At 33.8% G+C, this 25,937-nt stretch carries 24 protein-coding genes and 1 pseudogene; 8 read left to right on the top strand and 17 right to left on the bottom strand.

Going from position 1 to position 25,937, the window contains the following annotated elements; translation table 11 throughout:
- Nucleotides 1-215 precede the first annotated feature (215 nt).
- From gltA to sdhC, 6 genes are all read right to left on the bottom strand, one after another.
- Nucleotides 216-1,496, bottom strand: coding sequence for a citrate (Si)-synthase (gene gltA, locus GKC53_03150; GenBank protein ID QRN41139.1), 1,281 nt, complete (start codon nucleotides 1,494-1,496; stop codon nucleotides 216-218).
- A gap of 66 nt (nucleotides 1,497-1,562) precedes the next feature.
- Complete coding sequence (locus GKC53_03145; protein ID QRN41138.1) at nucleotides 1,563-1,820, bottom strand: succinate dehydrogenase assembly factor 2 family protein; 258 nt, start codon at nucleotides 1,818-1,820, stop codon at nucleotides 1,563-1,565.
- Nucleotides 1,820-2,527, bottom strand: coding sequence for a succinate dehydrogenase iron-sulfur subunit (sdhB, locus tag GKC53_03140; GenBank protein ID QRN41137.1), 708 nt, complete (start codon nucleotides 2,525-2,527; stop codon nucleotides 1,820-1,822). Before sdhB ends, GKC53_03145 begins: the two co-directional genes overlap by 1 nt.
- Nucleotides 2,528-2,538: 11 nt before the next feature.
- The gene (gene sdhA, locus GKC53_03135) at nucleotides 2,539-4,302 is read right to left on the bottom strand and encodes a succinate dehydrogenase flavoprotein subunit (GenBank protein QRN41136.1); all 1,764 of its coding nucleotides are present in this window, start codon (nucleotides 4,300-4,302) and stop codon (nucleotides 2,539-2,541) included.
- Entirely contained in the window at nucleotides 4,299-4,649 is a 351-nt protein-coding gene (sdhD, locus tag GKC53_03130; GenBank protein ID QRN41135.1) for a succinate dehydrogenase, hydrophobic membrane anchor protein, read from the bottom strand. Before sdhD ends, sdhA begins: the two co-directional genes overlap by 4 nt.
- Entirely contained in the window at nucleotides 4,643-5,020 is a 378-nt protein-coding gene (sdhC, locus tag GKC53_03125) for a succinate dehydrogenase, cytochrome b556 subunit (GenBank protein ID QRN41134.1), read from the bottom strand. The genes sdhD and sdhC overlap by 7 nt, the downstream gene beginning before the upstream one ends.
- Nucleotides 5,021-5,450: 430 nt before the next feature.
- Here sdhC and GKC53_03120 point away from each other — a divergent pair, with 430 nt between their 5' ends.
- Nucleotides 5,451-6,434 carry a malate dehydrogenase gene (locus GKC53_03120; GenBank protein ID QRN41133.1) on the top strand — a complete coding sequence of 328 codons (984 nt, stop codon included), beginning with the start codon at nucleotides 5,451-5,453 and terminating at the stop codon, nucleotides 6,432-6,434.
- 38 nt (nucleotides 6,435-6,472) lie between these two features.
- Here the strand turns inward: GKC53_03120 and glnE are convergent, their stop codons facing one another.
- Nucleotides 6,473-9,169, bottom strand: coding sequence for a bifunctional [glutamate--ammonia ligase]-adenylyl-L-tyrosine phosphorylase/[glutamate--ammonia-ligase] adenylyltransferase (gene glnE / locus GKC53_03115; GenBank protein ID QRN41132.1), 2,697 nt, complete (start codon nucleotides 9,167-9,169; stop codon nucleotides 6,473-6,475).
- 124 nt (nucleotides 9,170-9,293) lie between these two features.
- On the opposite strand from glnE, the pseudogene GKC53_03110 reads away from it, so the two are divergent.
- The 5 genes and pseudogenes from GKC53_03110 (at nucleotide 9,294) to GKC53_03090 (ending at nucleotide 10,623) form a co-directional block, all read left to right on the top strand.
- Nucleotides 9,294-9,420: pseudogene (locus GKC53_03110) on the top strand (hypothetical protein).
- 479 nt (nucleotides 9,421-9,899) lie between these two features.
- On the top strand, nucleotides 9,900-10,058 hold the full coding sequence (locus GKC53_03105) for a hypothetical protein (protein QRN41825.1): 159 nt from the start codon (nucleotides 9,900-9,902) through the stop codon (nucleotides 10,056-10,058).
- A gap of 117 nt (nucleotides 10,059-10,175) precedes the next feature.
- Entirely contained in the window at nucleotides 10,176-10,388 is a 213-nt protein-coding gene (locus GKC53_03100) for a hypothetical protein (protein QRN41131.1), read from the top strand.
- Nucleotides 10,389-10,407: 19 nt separating this feature from the next.
- Nucleotides 10,408-10,476 carry a S1 RNA-binding domain-containing protein gene (locus GKC53_03095; GenBank protein ID QRN41824.1) on the top strand — a complete coding sequence of 23 codons (69 nt, stop codon included), beginning with the start codon at nucleotides 10,408-10,410 and terminating at the stop codon, nucleotides 10,474-10,476.
- 24 nt (nucleotides 10,477-10,500) lie between these two features.
- Nucleotides 10,501-10,623 (top strand): S1 RNA-binding domain-containing protein, encoded by a 123-nt coding sequence (locus tag GKC53_03090; GenBank protein QRN41130.1) that lies wholly within the window; start codon nucleotides 10,501-10,503, stop codon nucleotides 10,621-10,623.
- 371 nt (nucleotides 10,624-10,994) lie between these two features.
- Here GKC53_03090 and lptB read toward each other — a convergent pair whose 3' ends face one another.
- The 6 genes from lptB to aroA all read right to left on the bottom strand — a co-directional run bounded on the left by lptB (nucleotide 10,995) and on the right by aroA (nucleotide 15,535).
- Nucleotides 10,995-11,726 carry an LPS export ABC transporter ATP-binding protein gene (lptB, locus tag GKC53_03085; GenBank protein ID QRN41129.1) on the bottom strand — a complete coding sequence of 244 codons (732 nt, stop codon included), beginning with the start codon at nucleotides 11,724-11,726 and terminating at the stop codon, nucleotides 10,995-10,997.
- A gap of 21 nt (nucleotides 11,727-11,747) precedes the next feature.
- On the bottom strand, nucleotides 11,748-12,275 hold the full coding sequence (gene lptA / locus GKC53_03080) for a lipopolysaccharide transport periplasmic protein LptA (protein QRN41128.1): 528 nt from the start codon (nucleotides 12,273-12,275) through the stop codon (nucleotides 11,748-11,750).
- Nucleotides 12,241-12,645 carry an LPS export ABC transporter periplasmic protein LptC gene (gene lptC, locus GKC53_03075; GenBank protein ID QRN41127.1) on the bottom strand — a complete coding sequence of 135 codons (405 nt, stop codon included), beginning with the start codon at nucleotides 12,643-12,645 and terminating at the stop codon, nucleotides 12,241-12,243. The genes lptA and lptC overlap by 35 nt, the downstream gene beginning before the upstream one ends.
- Nucleotides 12,642-13,190: an HAD hydrolase family protein gene (locus tag GKC53_03070; protein ID QRN41126.1), complete on the bottom strand. Its 549-nt coding sequence runs from the start codon at nucleotides 13,188-13,190 to the stop codon at nucleotides 12,642-12,644. The genes lptC and GKC53_03070 overlap by 4 nt, the downstream gene beginning before the upstream one ends.
- Nucleotides 13,190-14,173: a KpsF/GutQ family sugar-phosphate isomerase gene (locus GKC53_03065; protein QRN41125.1), complete on the bottom strand. Its 984-nt coding sequence runs from the start codon at nucleotides 14,171-14,173 to the stop codon at nucleotides 13,190-13,192. Before GKC53_03065 ends, GKC53_03070 begins: the two co-directional genes overlap by 1 nt.
- Nucleotides 14,174-14,245: 72 nt before the next feature.
- Nucleotides 14,246-15,535 (bottom strand): 3-phosphoshikimate 1-carboxyvinyltransferase, encoded by a 1,290-nt coding sequence (gene aroA / locus GKC53_03060; GenBank protein ID QRN41124.1) that lies wholly within the window; start codon nucleotides 15,533-15,535, stop codon nucleotides 14,246-14,248.
- Between the two features lie 127 nt (nucleotides 15,536-15,662).
- Here aroA and GKC53_03055 point away from each other — a divergent pair, with 127 nt between their 5' ends.
- Entirely contained in the window at nucleotides 15,663-16,727 is a 1,065-nt protein-coding gene (locus GKC53_03055) for a hypothetical protein (protein ID QRN41123.1), read from the top strand.
- Between the two features lie 426 nt (nucleotides 16,728-17,153).
- Here the strand turns inward: GKC53_03055 and clpB are convergent, their stop codons facing one another.
- The 4 genes from clpB to argG form a co-directional block, all read right to left on the bottom strand.
- Nucleotides 17,154-19,733, bottom strand: coding sequence for an ATP-dependent chaperone ClpB (clpB, locus tag GKC53_03050; GenBank protein QRN41122.1), 2,580 nt, complete (start codon nucleotides 19,731-19,733; stop codon nucleotides 17,154-17,156).
- A 1,116-nt stretch (nucleotides 19,734-20,849) separates the two neighbouring features.
- Nucleotides 20,850-21,290, bottom strand: a complete 441-nt coding sequence (locus GKC53_03045; GenBank protein ID QRN41121.1) for a hypothetical protein — start codon at nucleotides 21,288-21,290, stop codon at nucleotides 20,850-20,852.
- A 273-nt stretch (nucleotides 21,291-21,563) separates the two neighbouring features.
- Nucleotides 21,564-21,959, bottom strand: a complete 396-nt coding sequence (locus tag GKC53_03040) for a hypothetical protein (GenBank protein QRN41120.1) — start codon at nucleotides 21,957-21,959, stop codon at nucleotides 21,564-21,566.
- A 341-nt stretch (nucleotides 21,960-22,300) separates the two neighbouring features.
- Nucleotides 22,301-23,632 (bottom strand): argininosuccinate synthase, encoded by a 1,332-nt coding sequence (argG, locus tag GKC53_03035; protein ID QRN41119.1) that lies wholly within the window; start codon nucleotides 23,630-23,632, stop codon nucleotides 22,301-22,303.
- Between the two features lie 153 nt (nucleotides 23,633-23,785).
- Between argG and GKC53_03030 the strand changes: the two genes are divergently transcribed.
- On the top strand, nucleotides 23,786-25,702 hold the full coding sequence (locus GKC53_03030) for a hypothetical protein (GenBank protein ID QRN41118.1): 1,917 nt from the start codon (nucleotides 23,786-23,788) through the stop codon (nucleotides 25,700-25,702).
- Nucleotides 25,703-25,937 lie beyond the last annotated feature (235 nt).

Genomic DNA, 25,937 nt, shown 5'->3' with positions numbered 1-25,937 from the left:
ATATTCTTTTGTATATTCTAAAGTTTTTTATATATTTTACTTGTTTTCTCATTCTATCATTTTCCATCTTATAATAAATCATTTTTTCAGTAATTGAGCACGAACACACCCAATTAAATTAACTTAAATTAGCTGATTATATGATTCTAATAGTATTAAAAATATTAAGATTTAAAAAATCACCATCCTAAAGACGGTGATTTTTTAATAATGATTTATCTTTTGTCTAGATCTACGTAGTCTCTTTGTGTTGCGCCTGTATATAATTGACGAGGTCTACCAATCTTGCGATTTGGGTCTGCAATCATTTCATGCCAATGAGAGATCCAGCCCACAGTTCTAGCTAAAGCAAAAATTACTGTAAACATAGAAGTAGGGATTCCTAAAGCTGACAAGACAATACCAGAGTAGAAATCTACGTTAGGGTATAGCTTTCTTTCTACAAAATATGGATCATTTAAAGCAACTTTCTCTAATTCCATAGCTAATTTAAATAAAGGATCATCTTGTAAGCCAAGTTCATTTAATACCTCATCACAAGTTTGCTTCATGATTGCCGCACGAGGATCCATATTTTTATAGATTCGATGTCCAAAGCCCATGAGGCGATATTTTCTCTCTTTAACACCTTGCATAAAATCTTTAACATTAGCAATGTTGCCGATTTCATTTAACATGTTTAATACAGCTTCATTCGCACCACCATGGGCAGGTCCCCATAAGCATGCAATACCAGCAGCAATGCAGGCAAAAGGGTTAGCACTTGAGGAACCTGCTAAACGTACAGTAGAAGTAGAAGCATTTTGTCCATGATCTGCATGTAAAATGAAAATTCTATCCAAGGCTTTAACTAGGACTGGGTTAGGAACATATTCTTCACAAGGTGTACCGAACATCATGTACATGAAATTAGCAGTGTAGTCTAATTTATTATTAGGATACATAAAAGGCAGACCCTTTGAGTAACGGTAACACATTGCTGCAATAGTAGGAATTTTAGCAATTAAGCGGTGTTCTGCAATTCGATCATATGAAGGGTTGTTAATATCTAAGCTATCTTGATAAAAAGCAGATAAAGCCCCTACGACACCAACCATCATTGCCATAGGGTGAGCATCTCTTCTAAAACCGTTAAAAAATTTAGTCAATTGGTCGTGAACTAATGTATGATGAGTGATATCATCAACAAATTTTTCCTTTTCTTGTTTTGAAGGAAGTTCCCCATAAATCAGTAAATAACAAGTTTCAAGGTAATCACTCTTCTCTGCCAATTGCTCAATTGGATAACCTCTGTAATATAAAAGTCCCTTAGCACCATCAATAAATGTAATTTTAGATTCACAGCTAGCGGTTGATAAAAAACCAGGATCAAAGGTAAACATTTTGGTTTGATCAAATTTTCGAATATCCACCACATCATTACCTAGAGTACTTTTGAGCACTGGAAACTCTGCTGTAGCCCCTTCACCATAATGAAATTTAACAGATTTGGACATAGTACCTCCTTGCTATCTTAAAAATTTGAAAAAATTTTTGATCTCTATCTTGTAGAAAAACCAAGTTTAGCCAATTTTACTACAAAATTTTATTTTTTGAATTATATTTCTAACATCAGATTTGCGATGAGACTTAGTTCCTTGTAAAATATCAAGGAGGTCGTGATCCTGCCACTCTAGAATTTGAATATAGATAGCCAGTTCTTTATCACTTAAGGTTTCAAAGAGAGGACTCGCTAGAAACTTGGACAACAAAATATCCAATTCGAGTAAACCTCTTCTTGATAACCATCTGGCTCTTCTTTGGAGGGTTTGACAAACCATCAAATTGCTCGACTTAAGATTAAATCTTTTATCTTACCAATAGCTCTGGTTGGGTTTAAATGTTTTGGGCAAACATCTACACAGTTCATAATAGTGTGGCATCTGAATAATTTGTAAGGATCATTGAGGTAATCCAATCTGTCATTCGTAATGGTATCTCTACTGTCGGCAATAAAGCGATAAGCGTTTAATAGACCAGATGGCCCAATAAATTTGTCCGGATTCCACCAAAAAGAAGGGCATTGTGTAGAGCAACAAGCGCATAAAATACATTCATAGAGGCCATCAAGCTCTGCGCGATCCGCCTGAGTTTGAATTCTTTCTCGTTCAGGGGGTGTCGTATGATTCACCACGTACGGTTTGATAGAGTGATATTGGTTGAAAAATTGTGTCATATCAACGATTAAATCTCTAATGACGGGCAATCCTGGTAAAGGAGCTAGTCTGATCGGTTGTTTTAAATCGCGAATATTAGTTAAGCAAGCTAAGCCATTTTTCCCATTAATGTTAATACCATCTGAACCACAAATACCTTCACGACACGATCTTCTGAAAGAGATTGAATCGTCTTGCGTACTTTTTAATTTAATCAATAAATCTAATAGTTTTACTTCATTAGGGGCTATTTCGATTTCATAATTCTGAAAATAAGGTTTTTTGTCTTTTTCAGGATCATAACGATATATTGATAGTTTTATTATTTCCATAGTTTGGCTCCTTAGTACACACGCTTGGCTGGTTTAATATAGTCTACTGTTAATGGATTTGTATGTACAGGTTTATAAGATAATGAGTTAGTTGTAGAGTAATATAAGGAGTGCTTCATCCAATTAACGTCATCTCTATCTGGATGGTCGTCAGATGCATGTGCGCCCCTGGATTCTTTACGAGCTTCAGCCGCGACTAAAGTAGCCTTAGCTACTTCGATGAGATTATCTAATTCTAGGGCTTCTAACCTAGCTGTATTCCAAACATTACTTTTATCTTGAATTTCAGTTTTCTTGATACGTTCTGCTAGGTTAAATATTTTATCTTTACCTTCTTTCAGAACTGCATCAGTTCTAAATACGCCAGCATGAGCCTGTACACTTTTTTGTAATTCATTACGCAAGCTAGAAACATTTTCACCATTGGTTTGATTATTTAGACGCGCCAATCGTTCACGGGTAAGCTCTCCTGCATCTGTTGGTAATGGTTTTAAAGGGCCATAATTTTTAATAAACTCAATCATACTATTTCCTGCTGCACGACCAAAAACTACTAGATCCAGTAGTGAATTGGTACCTAAGCGATTAGCACCATGAACCGAAGCACATGCACACTCTCCGGCAGCGTAAAAACCATTCACCTTCGTGTCATAGTTGTTACCTTGTGGAACAACGACCTCTGCATGATAATTAGTCGGGATACCACCCATCATATAATGGGTAGTTGGAACCACAGGAATAGGATCTTTGATTGGATCTACGCCTGCAAAATTAATAGCAATTTCACGAATACCCGGTAATTTAGATTTGATTTTTTCCTCACCTAAATGATCTAGTTTTAATAATACGTAATCTTTATCAGAACCACAACCTCGACCTTCATATATTTCCATAGCCATAGCTCGGGAAACAACATCTCTAGATGCTAAATCTTTTACGGTTGGTGCGTAGCGTTCCATAAATCTTTCACCTTGACTGTTAAGAAGAATTCCACCTTCTCCACGCACCCCCTCTGTAATTAAAACACCAGCTTTGGCAACACCAGTTGGGTGAAATTGCCAAAATTCCATATCTTCTAAAGGAATACCAGCACGAGCTGTCATGCCTAAGCCATCTCCAGTATTCATAAAGGCATTAGTGGAAGAGGCATAAATCCGACCAGCACCTCCTGTGGCGAACAATACAGCCTTGGCATGTAAAATATAAACTTCACCAGTTTCCATTTCCATGGCCACTACACCTATAACGTCCCCATCATTATCTCTAATTAAATCAAGAGCAGACCATTCGATATAGAAATTTGTATTAACAGCTACGTTTTGTTGATAAAGTGTGTGTAACATAGCATGTCCTGTGCGGTCAGCTACTGCACAAGCACGTTCAACTGGACGTTTTCCATATTCTGAAGTATGTCCCCCAAATGGGCGTTGATAAATCTTGCCACTTTCAACACGGTCAAAAGGCATTCCCATATGTTCTAGTTCTACAACCACTTCTGGAGCTGCTCTACACATGTATTCAATTGCATCTTGGTCACCTAACCAATCAGAACCTTTGACTGTATCATACATATGCCAATCCCATTGATCAGGTTGAACATTTCCTAATGAAGCAGAAATACCTCCCTGAGCTGCTACAGTGTGTGAGCGTGTTGGAAAAACTTTAGATAAAACCACGGTATTAATACCTGCTTTTGATAATTGATAGGCAGCGCGTAGACCCGCTCCACCACCGCCAACTACGATTGCATCAAAGCGACGAATAGGATAGCTCATCTTCCACCTCCCCAGATTACGTAAACAGAATAGATAAAACTGGCTAAAAGCCATGTAACAGTAAACGTATGCATTAACAAGCGTAATCCGGAATTGTTAATATAATCCATCCATATATCCCTAATGCCAACCCATGCATGAACTATGATAGCAATAACTATTATTTGAGTAACTATTTTTACCGAAACATAAGAGAAAAATTGTTGCCAAGCTTCATAAGTGGAAGGTGTGAAGAACAGGCCTGTTATAAATATAATAGAGAAAACTAAAATTAAAACAGCAGACAGGCGTTGAAAAATCCAATCCCTAATACCGTAATGGGCTCCAGTCAAGTGACGATCTACCATAACAAATACCCTCCAACGATTAAGGTAAGTATAGGTGCACTGAACAATACTATTTTTGCAGTCAATCGAGCAGTTTTAAGATCCAAACCTTTTCCAATGTCAAGAATTAAAAATCTAATTCCAGCTAACATATGATGAAAGGTAGCCCATAAGAAAAGTAATAAAATAATTTTAACAATAAAATTATTCATGACCTCATGATAGGTATCAAAGGCTTCTTGTTGATTGAGTGAGCTAGAAAGTAACCACAAAAAAAAAGGTAAACCTACAAAAAGAGCAGCACCAGAGATTCGATGCAAAATCGATAATATCGCAGTAACTGATTGCCGAATCTGAAATAAATTTAAATACTTAGGATTATTTTTATGCATACTTATGTTCCCTAAAAGAGTTTTTTATTATATAAAAAATCAAAATACATCAAAAACATTCAGCATATTCTAGCACAAATCTTTGATTGTGAGGTTTAATATAATTTATATCTTTTGTACTTATGTAGCAATAATAATGATAGAATGGCGAACGGATATTGACTAAAAAATATCAATATTCTATACATAAGACTTTTAAGAAATAAGCATGTATGGCTATATTCTGAATTAATATTCAGAATAAATATTTTCACATCATAGTAGTTCTAGGTATCGATGGTTATGGTCATTGTATAATACAGCACATGGCTTCTTGGCTATTGAATATAATTACTGTTTTTAAAATATTGATTTTGGTAGCATAAAAAATTTGAGAGTATATGTCTTATTAAGATTTTTTCAATTTTAGAAATTTTCGGAGGTTTATATAATGAAACAACCTATTCGTGTTGCAGTAACAGGTGCAGGAGGTCAAATTGGTTATTCTTTATTGTTTAGAATTGCTAGTGGTGAAATGTTGGGTAAAGATCAGCCAATTATCTTGCAATTACTAGATTTATCTCAAGCACGAAATTCAGTTAAAGGGGTAGTGATGGAATTGCAAGATTGTGCATTTCCATTGTTGTCGGATATTTTTACTACAAATAATCCTGAGGAAGCATTTAAAGATGCTCAAATCGCCATCCTAGTAGGCTCAAAAACTTGTACTAAAGGAATGGAACGTGTTGATTTATTGCATGATAATTCGGGAATTTTTGTCTTGCAAGGAGCGGCATTGAATAGGGTAGCTGACCGTAATGTGAAGGTATTGGTAGTAGGGAATCCGGCTAATACGAATGCGTATATTGCGATGAAATCAGCACCCGATTTGCCGGCAAAGAATTTTACAGCGATGATGAGACTAGATCACAATCGTGCTTTGAGTCAACTAGCTGCTAAATTAGAAAAACCGGTCAGTGAAATTGAGAAAATGGTAGTTTGGGGGAATCATAGTCCTTCTATGTATGCCGATTATCGATTTGCTACGATTGACGGTAAGAGTGTTAAGGATATGATTAATGATAACGATTGGTATGTAGACGTATTCTTACCTCGAGTAGGTAAGAGAGGTACTGAAATTATTGATGCACGTGGGATGTCCAGTGGCCCCTCTGCAGCGAATGCAGCAATTGATCATATTAGAAATTGGGTATTAGGTTCTAATGGCCAATGGGTTACAATGGCAGTACCTTCTGATGGGTCTTATGCGGAGATTCCAAAGGAAATCGTTTGTGGAATGCCTGTGATTTGTGAAAATGGGGAATATCAAATAGTGAAAGATTTACCAATGGATGATTTTAGTAAGGAGCGGTTGAGTTTAACAGTTCAGGAGTTAGAAGAAGAACGTCAGGCAGTTGCACATCTGTTGAGATAATTTATTGATATAAGTTATTGTAAAACACCTATTGGCTGCTAGTAGGTGTTTTTTTTGTCCTCCGGGAAAACTTGATGCCATAGTTGTTTTACATTTAGATAGTTCTCTTCTAAATCAATTAAATCAACTGGCGGTGGTACATCATGTAATACGTTATTATGAGAGATCTTACGATAATTTCTATAAGCAACTCTTGCTTTTTCTGCTAAGTCTGAATCAATAATGCCATGCTCAGCTGCCATTTTGAGGAGGGTGATATTACCTAAGTTTTTTGTTAATTCTGGATATTGATGTGAATAAGCTAGGACGATATATTGTACGATAAACTCTACATCAGCTAATCCACCTCTGGCATATTTGATATTGCTAAAATCATCAGGATGGGTACTAAGCATTTTGTATCTCATTTGGACTATCTCTTTTTTAAGATCTTCTCGATTACGTTTTAGCATTAATATATTTTTTCTGACTTGATTAAATTGATGTTCAATTTGTGAGTCACCTGCGACAAAACGAGCTCGTGTTAGTGCTTGATGTTCCCATATCCAGGCACTATTGTATTGATAGGTTTCAAAAACCTCGAAGTTAGTAGAAAGAAACCCCGCTTCCCCATTAGGTCTTAATCTCAAATCAACCGTATACAAACTGCCACTACTTGTGGTTGTAGATAGAAAAGAAGTTAGCCTGGAAGAAAACCAACTATAAATTTCGTTCGCTTCTGTGTAGCTATCATCGTATAGATAAACTAAGTCTAAATCTGAATCATAGGACAATTCTTTACCTCCTAGTTTTCCATAAGCAATGATGCCAAATTTAGGAGTTTGAATATGAGCCTTTTTGTAATTATTCCAGACTTGTGTTATGGCCTTATCAAGTATAATATCCGCTAAAATGGATAGTTGGTCAGAAAGCTGTTCTACGGTCCACAAACCTTTTAGTTCTTGTACTGCTAAACGAAAAATAAAAGAATGTTGAAATTTTCGTACTATATCCATTTGTTGTTCGATGTCATTAGGTACCAAGCTTAATTTACGAGTTAGAATTGATTTTTTCTCTTCCCAGTTTAAGTCTGTATTTAACAGTTGAGCGTTGATAAGTTCATCTAAGAGGATAGGATGATTAGTCAGGTAATCGCTCATCCATTTGCTTTGATTCAAAATAGAAATAAGTTGATAGGTAACACCATGATATTCATTTAAGAAAGTAAGATAAGAAGACCGGCCAGTGATATTTTTCGAGAATTCGATAACTCGTTCTAGAGTAGTACTATCAGCATTGAGTTTTGCGATACATTGCAAGTATTTTGGGATAAGTGAATCGAATAGTAGCTGTACATTAGGACGAAGTTTTTCGTAAACAGAACTTTGTTTGAAGTTTTGTAGCTGATATATAAATTTTTCTGGCTCTGGGAATTTATATTGTTCTAAAGTTTTAATTTGTATTTCAGTTTGATCAATACCAAGCCAAAGGCTTTTTAGGTCATTATTGGTCTTATGGTTTTCAGAATCTGGCTCGTATAAAATATCATTAAACAGAGTATTCACATTGTCTCTGTGAATGTCAAGTTGAGATAAAAAATCATCGTATTGTTTAAAGCCCATACTTTTAGCGATTAGATTTTGGTCTATAGAATTTTGAGGTAGATTTTGAGTTTGTTGATCCTCTTTGTATTGTAGGCGATGTTCTAGATTTCTGAGGAAAAAATAAGCTTTTAGTAGTAGGTTAATTTTTTTTTCATCGAGAATTTGTAATTTATGTAATCTTTGTAATGTTTCTACAGTACTTTTAACTTGTAAATCTGTGAGTTCACCGCCACGAATCATTTGGAATATTTGTGCAATAAATTCTATTTCCCTGATACCCCCATATCCTAGTTTAATATTATCATTCAGATCACTTCTGGATATCTCTTGACGAATCTGTTGATGTAGCTTACGCATAGCTTGAAAACTATTGAAATCAAGATATTTTCGATAGATGAAAGGTGTGGCTATAGTATGAATATTGTTTGGGAAAGGTGATACTACACGAGCTTTGGTCCATGCATAACGTTCCCATTCTCTACCCTCTCTTAGTAGGTAGTGTTCTAACCCGTTTTCACTCATCACGATAGGGCCTGAGTCACCATTGGGTCTAAGTCGAGTATCTACTCTGAAAACACGACCATCTTCGGTAATGTCATCGATTATGGTAATAATTTTTTTAGCAACTTTACTAAAAAAATCTTGATTACTAATGGATTTTTTACCATTTGTTATACCATCTTCGGGGAAACTAAAGATGATGTCGATATCTGATGAAGCATTGAGTTCATAGCCTCCCATTTTTCCCATAGCGATAATCGTTAAATGTTGTATATTTTGATGATTAGATCCAATCGGGTACCCATACCGAAGGGAATATTGTTGTTCAGTTAATGCTTGAGCTTTTAATAGTGAAAAATCAGCAAGTTTCGTCATAGTTTGCATAACTTCATTTAAATTCCCTTGCATACTAAGATCTCTAATGAGTAATTGAGAAAAGGTAATAGTTCGTAAACGCCTTAACTGTTTTTTTAATTCACTTTCGTTTAACTGTTCAATGATTTGATCCCAAGGAGCGAAGTTAGTTAAAAAATTATCTGGGAGAGGAGATAGGGCCAGTTGGTTAAGTTTAGTTTCATCAACTCGACCACTTTGTAGCAGACGCTCTAGAAAGGCGGAATAGGGAATTGCTTCTTGTACAAGATTTCGCATGATTGTTCTTTTTACTTGACAACTTGGTATTCTAGCATTCTTAGCTAAAATAAACAGGACAAAATGGTAGAATAGAGTTAATAATTGTTGAATAATACAGGATGATAATGAATATTGATTAAAAATTACCCAAGAGATAGGAGTGAAGGAACAACAGGTCAACAAAGCAGTTGAACTTTTAGAAAGGTGTAAAGGTTCCCTTTATTACCCGATATCGCAAAGAAGCCACTAATGGTTTAAATGATATTTAGTTGAGATTTCTACTGGGACGTTTACAAAATTTTTTAATACCCCCTAAAGAGGGATAAAAATTTTTTTATAATATTTTATATTTTTCGAAGTATTAAAATATTCTGTAACTCCATTAATAGCATTAAAAACAATCATTAAAAAGTGGTCACAGTAATTACAACTTAAGTATTTGATTTTAAATAGACTTAATTTTTTAAAAAAGCGTCATTATAACATAGTAATATTTTTTCTGATTTGTTTAACATCATTAATTGGTTCTTAATATTCTCTTTAATTTTTTTAATTGCATGTTTTGAACATAATGCCAAAGCTTCAAAATTGCCCTGACTTTCATCAATACATTTATCTTCTTCTGTTTCCCCGTCATATTCTTTTGGTACAAAAAATCATTAATAGAATTAGCTTTGGTCAAATTAGCTTCTTTGGCGCAAGTGGTAGAGCCTCAGACACTAGTTGATCTTCCAGTTTTTTTGAGAAAATCATACCCTGTAAACCTTATGCAACGAGTACGATTATTGATCCCTCTTTCATAATTAATTTGAACGCAGTGGGGGTGGACGTTAACACGGTATCAGAAGCATTATTATCTTATGTGGCCGCCTTCAATAACACGCATGCGGAAAATATTATTGAATAACGTAATCAATATGGAGCTTTTCAAAAGAGAGATGAATTATTGAAGGTTCCAAGAATAGGATCCAAAACATATGAATAAGCAGTAGGATTCATACACATTAGTGGTGGATTAGAACCTTTGGATGCTTCCGCGGTTCACCCAGAGTCTTATCTAATTGTGTTTAGGATGTTGAAAAATATTGGTGTTGAGGCTGATGATCTTATTGCTAATGATGATATGATAAAAAAGATCAGATCTCGGGATTATATTACTGAACAATTCGGATTAGAAACCATAATTGATATCTTAGTGAGGAGTTTTAAGTTATTCACAATGATGCAGTACAAGTAATTTCTGACTTAAAACAGGGATGATCTTACAAGGGATAATTACCAATGTAACTAATTTTGGTGCATTTATTGATATTGGTGTTCATTAAGATGGATTAATACATGTTTCAGCAATGCCTAAGAAATTTGTTAAAACACCCAAAGAATTAGTGAAATTCGGCCAAGTATTACAGGTCAAAGTAATAGAGGTTGATGAATTTAGGAACAGAATTTCCTTATTAATGGTACTAGAATAAAATTAGTTCTAATCCAAGATATTTCTTTGTTGGAATAATTAATAAAACATTGCAGAACTCTTTTATCTGGAGTTATATCCTATATAGAGACGGGAGCTATGGTTGAAATGGCTTTTGGGATGATTGTGTTTGTTATTATGTCACAAATTAGAGTCTTCATTTTAATTTATTTTTTCAATGTTGCAAGTACATCATAAACAGTTATTCTATCATCGAACCATTGAGCCATAGTGTGGTATGAACACAGATAAATAAGCCAATATAGCTTTTATGCAACCCATTCTATTGTTTTACAAGGAGTATACTTATTTATTCTTTAAAGCTCAAAGCATTAGCATGTGGGAGTCTGAAGTTATAACATTGTGACTGATTTAGAAAATAAACTCTTCACCTAGGTAGACTTTCTTGACTATCTCATTATTAGTCAATTCGCTGGGTATGCCTTCAGCCAATAATTGCCCATTATTAATAATGTATGAATAGTCACATATCTTAAATGTTTCTCTTACATTGTGATCAGTAATTAGAACACCAATTCCTTGTTGTTTTAAAAATAAAATAATATTTTGAATGTCAGAAATAGATAATGGATCTACACCTGCAAATGGTTCATCTAATAAAATAAAACGAGGTTTACTTGCCAACACTCTAGCGATTTCAATACGTCTTCTTTCTCCACCAGACACAGATAAGCCTAAGCTATTTTTAATATGAGAAATATTTAAATCACTCATAATTTTCTTGAGCATTTTTTTTTGTTCTGTCTTATGGTAGTGTAATTCTAATATAGATAGGATATTATCCTCCACGGTTAATTTTCTGAAAATAGAGGCCTCCTGTGGTAAGTAGCCTAAACCCAGTTGTGAACGTTTATGAATGGGTAAATTTATAATATTATTGTCATCTAAAAGAATTTTTCCAGAATCTGCAGCTACTAGCCCCACAATAATATAGAATAATGTGGTTTTACCAGCACCATTAGAGCCAAGTAGGCTGACAATTTGTCCACTTTGTACAGAGAGCGAGATATCTTTGACAATTTGTTTTTTTTGTATCTTTTTGCTAATACGTATTATGTTTAAAGTTGAAACTGAATTTTTCATTGACATTACCCAATATGATTTTTACTTCTTAGGATAGATCACAATACTTGCCTTTTTATTTTTGCTAGAACTTACTTTGTATTTTTCAGTAATAGTATTGTAGTCAATTTTATTACCAGATATCGTATTGTTCCCAATATTTAAATGGGCATCACCTTGCATTGTTACATTCCCTGTTTGGCCGTTATAGACAATATTGTTAGCTCTCGCCTTTAGTACTTGATTCTTACCTCCTTGATCTTTAGTGTCTAATACTTGTTGGAAAGTAGCTGGATTGCCTGATGTGTTAATCATTTGGTTTTTGTTAGCTATTCCTTTATAGTTAACCTTATTGGCATGTATTAATAAAGTACCTTGCTCAATTGTAATGTTTCCGAATATTTGAACATTGCTAGCATCTAAGTTACCTTCAGCATTGTCAGTAAGGATTTTTATAGGAAGATCTCGGTCAGATTTTTTAGCAAGAATTGAATTTAAGTTCAGACTTAGCATAATTGTGATTAATATGATTTTATTATATTTCATTGATAATAATCTCCACTCTACCATTATTTTGACCACTCTTAGGATCTCCGGTTAATCTAATTTTCTTGGTGTTATCATCAAAACTGGCTTGCTTTGCAGTGACACTTTGAAGCATCTTACCATTGGTATAACGTGTGATTTCTGAATCTTCTAACACAAAAGAATTGGAGTTTTTTATTTGGGTCATTTTGTTGGCATAAATATCGTTTTCTAATGTTCCATCGATATTAAAACTTCTAATGCTAGCATTATACATGGTAGTTATTGGTGGATTTTTAAAGCCAGAAAAATTTTCATCCACTAATAGTGTTACTTTATTAAACCACAAGGTAAATATGACTAATAAAATACTTAATAATGTTGGGAAAATAATAGAATTTAACCAAGATTTCATAGCATAAATTGATCCATAACTGCGGTTAACTTATTACGTGCGTATAATATGATATCACAAAGTTCTCTTACAGCACCTTGCCCAGCAATATTGTTTGTGACATAGTGGCAATAGGGTTTTATGCTAGGGTGAGCGTCTTTCACTGCTACCGCTAATCCAACTTTAGTTATAATGGGTAGATCGATGATATCATCCCCGATATAAGCAATTTCAGGATATTGGAGTCCTGTTTGTGCCATCAGTTTATTAAAAGCAATATTTTTATTAGTATAACCCGCAAAATAGTGTTTAATATTTAACTCTTGTGCTCTTAATCTAACACAAGCATCATCTCTACCTGTAATAATAGCAGTTTGTACATTATTTTGGTGTAAAAGCACAATACCTAAACCATCCCTAACAAAAAATCCTTTGATTATTTTTTCTGATGCGGTGTAATAAACTTTTCCATCAGAAAGCACACCATCTACGTCCATAATCAATAACTTAATGCCTTTAGCTCGTTGGACAACTGTATCAGTTAATAATGGAATGTAGAAATCCATTAAACGATTCCTGCTTTAAGAAGTTGATGCATGGTCAATACTCCAAGTAATTGATTATTATTATTAATTACCAATAGTGAGGCAATTTTATGTTTTTGCATGAGGTGCAATGCTTCACTTGCCAAAATATCTTTTGAAATAGTTTTAGGTAGGGTAGTCATAATATCTTTAATAACTAGATTTTTTATTTCTTGCTCATTTTGAAATAGTCGTCTTAAATCTCCATCAGTGAATATACCTAAAACATGTTTCTCTGTATCAGTTATAATCGCCAAACCTAAGCCTTTATTGGTCATTACAATAATGACATCTTTTAAGGTAGCATTGGTTGACACAACTGGTGTATCATCCTCCTTGATCATAATATCTTCTGCTTTTATTAGAAGGCTTTTACCTAAGCTACCAGCAGGATGAGATAGAGCAAAATCATTGGAAGTAAAGTGTCTTTCTTTTAATAAACACACTGCAATTGCATCGCCAATAGCCAAGCTAACTGTAGTACTTGTTGTCGGTGCTAGGCCTAAAGGACAAGCCTCCTGATTGATTCTAGCAAAGATATGAATATCTGAAATTTTAGCTAAGGTAGATTGTTCTCGGCCTGTGATTGCTATAATGGTAACACCTTTTCTCTTTAATGCTGGAACCAAAGTCAAAATTTCATCACTTTCACCTGAATTAGATAAAGCAATAACAATATCTCCAGCCACAATCATTCCTAAATCACCGTGTGCTGCTTCCGCTGGATGTACAAAAAAAGCAGGTGTGCCTGTGGATGCTAGGGTAGAAGCAATCTTATTAGCGATATGGCCTGACTTTCCCATTCCAGTTAAGATAGTACGTCCTTGGCACTTCAATATAGTTTGGATCGCTTTGGAAAAAGATTTATCTAAATAATCAGACATTTGTAAGAGGGCACTACCTTCTATGTACAATACCTCTCTAGCAGTTTCAATCTGTACATTTGTATCTTGATCTGAACTCATTAATATTATTTAATCTAAATGATTCGACTATTATAGCAATAAATTATACAAGATTTAATAAATTATTTTTTATCAAAGACTAGCAAGTACTTTAAAAAAATTAGGGAAGGTCTTATTGACACATTCTGGGTTATTGATAATGATGGGGGTATTAAGTAGTGATACTAAAGAGAAACACATGGCCATTCTATGATCATCGTATGTGTCAATAGCAATATTTGGACTGATAATTGAAGGGGGGGTGATTTGAATACTATTTTCTGTCGTTTGTATGGTAGCACCTAATTTTTCTAGTTCCTTTTTCATCGCTTCAATCCTATCGGTTTCTTTCACTTTCCAGCTAGCAATATTTCTGATGGTTGAAGTACCATTGGCCACAAGTGCAATGATACAAAATGTCATGGCAGCATCAGGAATATTGATAGCGTCAATGTCAAATGCAGGAATAGCAAGTTTATTATTACGGGACAAAGTAATAGATTGTTTTGTCATATATAGGTGTGCGCCTAGTTTTTCTAATTCATAAGCAAATTCGATATCCCCTTGAATGCTATCTTGACCCATACCCTCTAGTGTTAAGGGGGTTCCGGTTAAAAAGGCAGCAGCTAGGAAATAAGAAGCACTAGAAGCATCGCTTTCAATATAATAACTTTTAGGAGCAATATATTCACTATTATTGGGAATTGTAAATGATTTAAAGGAGTGATTATGGATATTGATTCCAAATTTCGCCATTATATTTAAAGTAATATCGATATAGGGTTTAGAGATTAAATCACCTATGACTTGAATTTCAATTTCTTGTTTTAGTAAAGGTGCTGCCATTAACAGGGCAGTTAGAAATTGGCTAGACACATTACCATTGACAGTTACAGTACTTATTCCATTATATTTAAATGGTTCGATTTTCAATGGGGGATAGCCAGATTGCTTTAAATATTTAATGTTTGAACCCATTGTTTGAAGTGAGTCTACTAAGTCTTTGATAGGACGTTCATGCATACGAGTCGTCCCATGTATGCGATAATATCCGTCTTGTAATGCCAACACTGAAGTAAGTGGGCGAAATGCAGTACCCGCATTACCTAGGAACAAATCAGCTTCTTTTACAGTAAAATTGCCTTGATTGCCTTTAATCATTATTTCATTTTGATTGATATTTTTAATATCAATCCCCAGAAATTTTAGTGCTTTTTGCATATATTGTGTGTCATCAGAATCCAAAACATTGTGTAAATGACACTCGCCCTTGCTTAAAGCAGCTAATAATAAAACTCGATTACTGATGCTTTTTGATCCTGGAAGCATGATATTGGAAGACCTAATTGAATTACGGCCTAATAAAAGGGAAGATGACTTCATGAGTATCTTTCGTACCATAAATGCCATATTATAGGCTAATTTAGTTCATATATAAAAGATATAATATCTTTTGGGGAACCTGCTAAAATAACTTTATATAACGAATAAAACGCTGAAGTGAAAATCAATGAAATATAATATTGTCGATACTAGACCCTATTCTGAAAATAAAAATAAGAACGAACTATTATGGTATGTAGAACAAATTATTAATAGTCAGTGTCAGTTAAGTCAAAAAATGGCACAACAATCTTTACAAAAATCTATAACTCAGATGCTTAAAAATCATCATTATTTGAGTTTATCTGTTGCTCTTTCATTGGCACCATCTAGAAAACATTATCAGATTCTTTTTAATCAATTGGATGATATATTAATGGCACAAGAAAATGAAAACCAATTTATTGTTATGCCGTTAGTTATGGTATTAGGAAATAAGGATAAAAAAACTATTTCCTTAGAAATACCTTTAACTCATTTTCAAGATATATTACAAGATATCTATGGGCGTATCATTCGAAAAATTAATTGGCTAGATTCAATCATACTAGCAGATAATATTTCACAAATTAAGGCTGATGAATGGTATGACGCAAAATACAATCCTGATAATTTATTAAAGAATTTACAAAATAAAATTAGTTCAATAGTACTTGAGGTTACCTATGAAGTCAAATTAGGCTTTATATTTGGTTATGGATCATGGGAAATTAAGAAATTGATTAACCTAAGGAAAAATACTATGCCAATAATGCAGTTTTGGAATAAATATTTTCTTGAGAAAGGTACTACACCATTCGTTAATCCTTTACCAATCAATAGCCCTTTACAAGGATTAACAGAAGGATCTTACGTACAAAAAAAAATGGATTTAGATATTTTTGTGACCAATACAATTAGAAATATTAAATTGATGGGACATAGGATTGCTGTAGTGATAGCAACAAAAAAGGGCGGAATGCTAGAAATTCGTATACAGGCATTAGAAGATAACAAAAAATTTGTTGATTACCATTGGCAGTTGACTTCTTGTGACCAAATAGATGAAATAATAGGAGACCTAATTATTTTGTTGAGGGCTTGCTTGGTAGATAATGTGCGTATTTTAGAGCAGCCATTGGAGTTAGATGATGGCTTACCTAATTATCATACTAGTTTAGAAGAACAAGGCATTAATCCTCTCGTTTTGTAGGGTAAAATTTGGTAGGGAATTTGAAGTGATTGTACATAATGCTTTGATTGAGTTTGCAGATAGTCTATATTTGTATTGTAGTATCTTGCTTTTTTAAGGGAATAACAAAGATGTAGCTCTTTATTAACAGAAAGGAGCAATGTTCGATTGATGCACACTGCTTTAATGGTGAATCAATATACTGGAAAAACTTTTGAGTACAGATAACTGTTTTTTTTATTTGGTGAATGTCTGAACAAGAGAACTGGTAAAGAAACATTCAACTTGTATTTAAGAGTGAATATTGGTGTCATGGACAATAGCAGTTTTGCTTTAGTGATTAAATTTTTAAATCATGATGGCTAGGTTTTTTTATTGGGTAGATAGTTTAAAGGGCAGAATTGTAATATTTAAATTTACATTCTGCTCCTTAGTTTAAATGATTAATTATTTGAAAACAGCTTCATTATTCTCAATACTCACCGTTATAGTACTTCCTGGGGGATATTTCCCAGAAATAAGAGCAGAAGCAAGAGGATTTTCTATTTCCGTTTGAATGGCTCTTTTGAGTGGTCGAGCACCATACACTGGATCAAAACCAACTTGAGCTAGACAATTCAATAAGCCATTATCATACGATAAATATAAATCATTTTCGTTTAGACGTTTATTTAAAGTCCTCAACTGGATCTCGGCAATTTCTTTAATATTCTCCTGATTTAAGGCATGGAATACTATAATTTCGTCTATGCGGTTAATTAATTCAGGTCTAAAGAACCTTTCAACATGTTCCATAACAGCTTTTTTCATGGTTTGGTATTCTGTGTGTCGACCAAGAGAATGGATCTGATCACTACCAATATTTGAAGTCATAATAATAATGGTATTAGTAAAATCAACTGTTCTTCCATGACCATCAGTCAAGCGACCATCATCTAATATTTGTAATAAAATATTGAATACATCAGGATGTGCTTTTTCCACTTCATCCAGTAGAACAACGCTATATGGGTTACGTCTGACCTGTTCTGTTAGATACCCGCCTTGTTCATAGCCTACATATCCTGGGGGAGCACCAATCAGACGAGAAACTGAGTGTTTCTCCATGTACTCAGACATATCAATGCGAATAAGATGCCCCTCACTACCAAACATAAATTGAGCTAATGATTTACTTAATTCTGTTTTGCCTACTCCTGTTGGCCCTAAGAATAGGAAGCTAGCAATAGGTTGGTTGGGATCAGAGATACCAGATCTTGAGCGACGAATAGCATTTGAAACAGCATATATAGCTTCATTTTGACCAATAACTCTTTTATGAAGCTCATTTTCCATATGTAATAGTTTTTCTTTTTCACCTTGTACCATCTTTGATACAGGTATACCTGTCATACGAGATACAATATCAGCAATTTCATCTTCCGTTACTTTGGTTTTAAATAAGATATTTCTAGGTTTTTGAGTAGTAGAATCATTTTGTTCTATTGTTTTGAGTTGAGCCATTAACTGTGGTAATTCACCATATTTTAATTTAGAGGCTTCTTCTAGATTACCTTCACGCGTATAGCGGTTAATTTGGTTGTTAACCTCTTCAATTTTTTTCTTAAGACTGGCACCACCTTCAGAAGCAGTTTTTTCATCCAGCCATATTTCTTCTAGGTTGGCATACTCTTTTTTGAGAGAAGTAATTTCTTCATCAATAATGGCAAGACGTTTTTTACTAGCTTCATCATTTTCTTGTGTTAAATGCATTCTTTCCATCTTTAATTGAATTAACTTACGATCAATACGATCCATTTCCTCAGGTTTAGAGTCTATCTCTATTTTGATACGACTGGCTGCTTCATCTATCAAATCAATAGCCTTATCAGGTAAATAACGATCAGTGATATAACGATTAGATAAAATGGCAGCAGCCACTAGAGCAGGGTCAGTAATTTCTACTCCATGATGTGTTTCATAGCGTTTTTGTAGACCTCTTAGAATAGAAACTGTATCTTCAACTGTAGGTTCTTGTACTAGAACTTTTTGGAAACGTCTTTCAAGGGCAGGGTCTTTTTCAATATACTGGCGATATTCATCTAAAGTTGTAGCTCCAATCATGTGTAGTTCCCCTCTTGCCAGAGCTGGTTTTAGCATATTACCAGCATCCATTGCACCTTCTGATTTGCCAGTACCTACTAGATTATGTAATTCATCAATAAAAACAACAGGAGCATTTTTTGACTGCTCAATTTCCTTTAAAACAGATTTTAATCGTTCTTCAAACTCTCCCCTGTATTTTGCACCAGCAACTAATTGAGCTAAATCTAGTTCTAATAGTTCTTTGTCACGCATACTCTCAGGTACTTCACCATCTACAATTCTTTGTGCCAAGCCTTCTACAATAGCAGTTTTACCAACTCCGGGTTCACCAATTAAAACCGGATTATTTTTAGTTCTTCTTTGTAAGACTTGCATGGTACGACGAATTTCATCATCTCGACCAATGACAGGATCGATTTTCCCATCACGTGCTTTTTGTGTCAGATTAATGGTATATTTTTTTAATGCTTCTCTTTGATCTTCCGCATTTTCATTGTTCACTGGCTCATTCCCCCTAATTTGTTTAATAGTTTGATTGATAGTTTCCAGATTTCCACCATTTTTAATTAGAAGTTGTCCTATTTGTTGATTAACTTCAATTAATGCAGGGAAAAATAACTCTGTCGCAATAAAGCTATCATTGTTTTGAGTTGCGTACTTATCCATGACATTAAGAATATTGACTAATTGCCTAGAAATGGATATCTCTCCCGCATTACCTCCTGTTACTTTTGGAAGTTGTTTAATTATATCATCAACCCCTTTTTTTAATTGAATCACATTAATATTGGCTTGAGATAATAAACTCACAATGCCTTTATCCTGTAATAGAATTTTCAAAACATGTGTAGCCTCTATGTAGGCATTATCATTTGCTAGGGCAAGACTCTGAGCTTCCATTAGTGCTTGCCGAAATTTGTTAGTCAATTTATCTTCTCTCATAATGATTTCCTTTAAGCAAATGTATTAATATTACTATACTTGGATAGATGTGGATGTACATAACGTATTGCCATACAATATATATATGGGCGAGAACTTTATATTCAAGAATATGATATGGATTGGATTATGTCGAGGTGGTTGGATATACCAATTAGATATCGGCTGTTATAAGTTTTATTGTCAATGAAACTCAATAAATGGTCTCAAAATGGACATGAAAGTTAAAATAATGTGACGTACAGCGCTTAAAATATTTGTGAATATATCGATAAAAGGCAAATTATATTATCTATCTTAAGATTAAGACGCCCATGTTTTAATCTGGGGCTCACAGTCTTGTCAATAAAAATTCATTGATTAATTTTACTGGTTTTTCAGTTTCTTATTTTAAGTAAAACAATAAGATATAACCTATCTTAGATAAGTATATGTTTTATTCTTCTTTCAAAAAATTGATATAACCTACTCGACATGTTTTTTTTCTGGGTAGTTAAATCAATACATACAGATATTTAGGATGTTCGATATCGAGTATCTCTTCCTCCTCTATCCATTTTTATGGTGCTCATTGGATAGTTATAATGATCATTAATGTTATATTTTATTTGTGACATTTTTTGACTATATTTTCTTGAATAGATGAGTGCTCTTGCCTTATGTGGTTGGCGCAACTCTACTGGGGTAACCTTTCCAAAGCCATCGGAGGAAGTTATATTGGTTGTGATTTTTAACCATTCTTTACGTATTCTGCTACATAGTATTTTCTATTGTATTAGATAAAAGCTAGTTTCTTTATTCAAATCAAATTTAGAACACTATTTTTTCAAGTGGCTAAAATGGCCAATTAGTACCATAATTTGTTGCATCTCACACTGATGTAGTACATATCCGATTCGGATGAAAAAGATCAAAATGTAATCATATTTTATACCAAATTCTTTTACTCTCTTAATGTTGATATTTGTCTATTACATTGCCTTCTTTTAGATAATGTTTTCATTATCCAGAATAACCGACTGCATTCTTGAAACCAGAGAGAGTAAACATCAAAATTTCAATATTCCAGAACTAAGCGAATCTACCAACTAGTACTGGTGGATTTTTTATAACTGATTAATTTTTAGGAATTTTATTAACAGGCCACTGTTTTCTCTCTAAGGTAGTTTTTTTAGGGACAATGATAAAATTCCCCCCATTAGTAAAACTTAAATATAATACCTTATCCTTAATTTCATTTGAGTAATTATTAACAGATCCTTGACCGTAAGTTATTCTAACCAAACAGCCACTATCAGCATAAGGATCGTCTATATTAGCGAGAACTGGCTCCCCTTCGATATAGAAACTGGCATATTTAGATTTTAGTGGCTCTGATCTAGAATAAAATTTTAGCTGACATTGATTTTCCATCAATGACTGGACAAGACTACTAGCAATATTATTGTCGACAAAATTAATTGCTTCATTAATTTGGTTATTTATAATTAAATCCAGACTATATTGGTTTTGGGTATTAATTTTTTTTTTAGAAATGTTTCTATGTGAAATATACATACTGATCCCAATCACTGATACTAACAAAATAATGACTACTAATATAACCAAAATACTTTTTTTCATAAGAAAGGAAAAGATAGTCTATAACTTGACTCATTATAATTTATTAGACTAACAGCACACAATAACATTGTGTACTATGACAATAATACCGTTAATCATGATTTCAATAGTTTGTATCACATTGATAATAATATTTTTAGTATTAATGACAGATATTTTGAATAAAATAAAAAAACCACTCAGTCATAAGTGGTTTTTTGATTCAGTCTATTTCTTTTTATTATTTTGTAACAATAAAATATTTAAATTGCTACATGCAGGTTTTTCACCTAATTGACAGGCTTTATTAAATAGTTCAATTGCTTTGTTCAGGTCTATTTTAACAATATCGTCTGTTCCAAAAGCATAATATCGTCCGAGATTATTACAACCTTGAGGACTATTACCGTTACAGGATCGTTTGTATAAATCAAAAGCAGCTTGCTTATTTACTGCTAAACTCATGCCATATTCATTCAAATAGCCCAAGTCGTTACAAGCATTGTAATCATTCATCTCACATTTGATTTTTAACTGTTGAGCGATAGTTGGATTTTTCTCAGTAGAAGCACAAGTACTCAAAATAGGGGTAAGACAACTGATGAGCAAAAATTCTTTTTTCATAATCTATCCTTAATATTCGAGGTTCCACCATTCTACCCTAAAATAATAAAAAAATGTTGCTTACCAATATTTGTTAGTTAATAGTCAATACTTTAAATCTATAAACAGCCTTGGAATATCACAATCGAGTCGGAAAAGTAAGAAAGTATCACACTTGACAGGGAGTCTATTTAGGTGACTGTGAGTCCTATTGGGGGGTGATTCAAAAGGCTATCATTATACCTAAGCGTAGTTGATCTTAACTTTAGACCTCTGTCCCAATACAGTAATATTGATACAAAATTTATATCATACAGGCATGTAGATAGTAAATATCTTATGCCTGTAATTCACTTAATATGCTATTTTTTTTTAATAGTAGGAATGATTGAATCTTCTCCTAATTTTATCAAACCAGTTTCACTATAAAGCGTTAATTTATCTCTAGAATCTGTAATATCCAAATTACGCATGGTTAGTTGCCCGATTCTGTCTTTTGGTGTAAAAGATGCATTCTCTTTTTCCATGGTGAGACGTTCAGGATGATAGGTTAAATTAGGCGATTCTGTATTTAAAATCGAATAGTCATTACCACGGCGTAATTCTAGAGTTACTTCTCCGGTGATTGCTTTAGCCACCCAACGTTGTGCTGTTTCGCGTAACATGAGTGCTTGTGAATCAAACCAACGGCCTTGATATAATAGTCGACCTAAACGTAATCCATTAATTCTATACTGTTCAATAGTATCCTCATTATGAATGCCAGTGACCAAACGTTCGTAGCTAACATATAGTAAAGCCATGGCAGGTGCTTCATAAATACCACGAGATTTAGCTTCAATAATTCTATTTTCAATTTGATCGCTCATACCTATTCCATGACGACCCCCAATGGTATTTAATTCAAGAATTAGCTCTACTAAATTAGGGTAGGACTTATTATTAATAGCAACTGGAATCCCTTCTTCAAAGCGAATAGTTACTTCTTCTGTTTGAATCTTAATATCATGATTCCAAAAAGCAACCCCCATAATTGGTTTAACCAAGTACACATTACTATTTAAATATTCTAAATCCTTAGCCTCATGTGTGGCACCGAGCATATTGGAATCAGTGGAGTATGCTTTTTCTTTAGACATTTTATAATCAAAACCATTATCAATTAAAAACTGAGACATTTCAGCACGACCACCTAATTCACTAATGAATTGGTCATCTAACCATGGCTTATAGATAGATAGATTAGGGTTGGTGATTAAACCATAGCGGTAAAATCGTTCAATATCATTGCCCTTGTAGGTGCTACCATCTCCCCAAATATTCACATCATCTTCTTGCATAGCTTGTACAAGTATCGTCCCAGTAACAGCTCTCCCAATAGGTGTTGTATTAAAATAAGTCACACCTCCAGTACTAATGTGGAAAGCACCACATTGAATAGCAGCAATACCTTCTTGAGCTAATTGTGGACGACAGTCAATTAACCTTGCTTTTTCAGCACCGTATTGCAAAGCTTTTTTAGGGATTGCTTCATAATCTATTTCATCAGGTTGTCCTAAGTTCGCTGTATAAGCATAGGGGGTGCATCCTTTTTTCTTCATCCAAAGTAAAGCAGCAGAAGTATCTAACCCCCCTGAAAAAGCAATACCAACTTTTTGTCCAATCGGTACATTTTGTAAAATTGTACTTGTCATATTAATCCTCTACCTAAATTGTTTATTCAATAACTATAACTATTATTAATTCAATAGATTAAATTGTCTTATAACTGATAAATTATTTGAAAATAATACGCTATCAGTTACAATTGTACCTAAACGTCTTAAATAATTGTAGGGGTGGTGGATATGAAAAAAAGAGTTTGTACATTGGGCGGTAGTGTGTTATTCCTGTTATTGGCAAGTTGTTCAGATAATACTAGAACAGTAGATTGTCAGGAGAATTTTACAGCCGAGTGCGAACAAGAATTAACCAACACGCATATTACAAGTCCGATTTTAAGAGCTTCTTTTGCTGGAGCAGGATGTGCACAAAATAATTTACAAGCTTGTTTGGCGTTAAGGGGCGTTACTGGACAATCTCAAACTCAACTAGAAGGAAACAAAATCCTTAAATTAAATCCAACTGATGAATCTTCTTTATTTCCTGATAATTTTGATAGTGTAGTGGATATCAGTCGGAATTTTTGTGACATAAAAAGTATTGATCATGACAAATGTATTGCTTTTATTGATTCGTTAAAGGGCTTTATATCTGGATTGACAAGAAACATCGAGTCATTGACCCAAAGTGATAATAATCACAATAATCAATTGTCATCCAATCGAGAATTAAGTTGTTATGAGGGGAACTTACTTGACTGCGAACCATCTTTAAAACAGCAACATTCTGAATTATCCAGTCAGAAAGTGCAAATAATGGGGGAGGTCAGAACATTAAGGAATGGAAAAACCTCTACCGAAGTGAAATCTAAAGCAACAGTATGTTCTTCTACAAACGGGGATAGGCCGGTATGCCGTGAATATGAAAATTTTATTCCTCAAGAGACAAACAATATTGACCAGATAACGGAAAAAACTTTTAAAATTGTTAACCCATTTTCTCAACAGCAGCTTTCTCCTTATAAGTCAAGTGTCCCTAATAAAAGAGATTTGACAAATGCAACATGCAATGAAGATCAACAGTGTTCTACAATTATTGATAATTCTCTTTTACAAGATAAGCAGCAAGAGAAAAGACAAAGCAAAAATAGTTCTGAATATAGCGATGATCAGAATGATAATAGTACATCAGCAGCTACTGTAGAGAAAAAATCATCACAACTATTTGATTCTATGAAATTTACAGAAAAAATGTCTCAGACTTCTATTGATGATCAGGTTAAGAGTATTGATGATCTTATTGAGTCAAGAGCAAGTAAAATTTTTGAATCTAATTGGTTGGATGACATGAAGGGTATGCCTATTATTGCTTTAGTGAATCCTGATAATAAATCGGCATCAAATTTAAGTTTGTCATCATCTTCAGAATTAATAAAAGAAAATTTTTTAAATACACCTAAAGTCATCAGAGATTCAGATCTTGATTCAAACCCTGTACCTGAATCTATTTCTGTTGCGAAATTAGCGCTTCCAGGTAATTTTGCTAATGAATTACAACCATCCCCAAAAGTGGTTACAACTAATTATAGTTTACCATCCCGTCTGTCTAAAGGGTTAAATCGGGAAGAAATGTTGGTGGGACATGAGTTAGGTGAAACTTTAATGCAGAATCAACTCAACACCAATCTACAAACATTTTTTGATTCTATCAGTAAAGGACAAGAAAAAGGGTTACTTGAGGCACAGTGGAAAGATCAGCAAAAACGATTGAAAGAGCAAGAGATAGTTAAAAAGAAGGCACAGGCACTTTCCTCGGCTAGAAATGTGGCAAGTTATCCTCCAGCTGTACAAACATTAAAAACTAGTTGTGATAATAACAATATAGCATCGTGTTATGAGTTGGCAAATGCTTTTAATAGGGGATATGCAGGTACTGAAAATCGGAATAAAGCACAAGAAATTTATAATGATTTATGTAGGTTACAAAGAGAAGATACAGAACGGCAGTACTACTGCGCCCGTTTAAATATTGAGGGGGAAATTGTTGAACCTAACCTTGGTCGTGCTGTTGAGTTATTTAACCAATCTTGTCAAAAATCATTCCGGAAGTCTTGTGAAAGTTTGGAAATGTTAAAACAAATTGGTGTTAATGCCATTATTTAGGTATAGGTTAGATAATTTCTAACATGGTCTCTCTTTGATTCTAAAGACCTATGTTTTTTGTGGATAATTATTAATGTAAATTATCAGTTCCTTGTTAGGATTTGAGGGCTACCATTCAAAAGAGACTACTTAATTTTAAAATAAGACAATTTTTTGATTGTTTCTGTTTTGAATTTGATCAGGCTTTAGCTTGGTAGAATGTGTACAGTCAGATTTAATGGGACAAATTCAATGG

The organism is Neisseriaceae bacterium, assembly GCA_016864895.1.
Taxonomy (GTDB): domain Bacteria; phylum Pseudomonadota; class Gammaproteobacteria; order Burkholderiales; family Neisseriaceae; genus QFNR01.
This window is presented reverse-complemented; position numbering and strand designations above follow the sequence as displayed.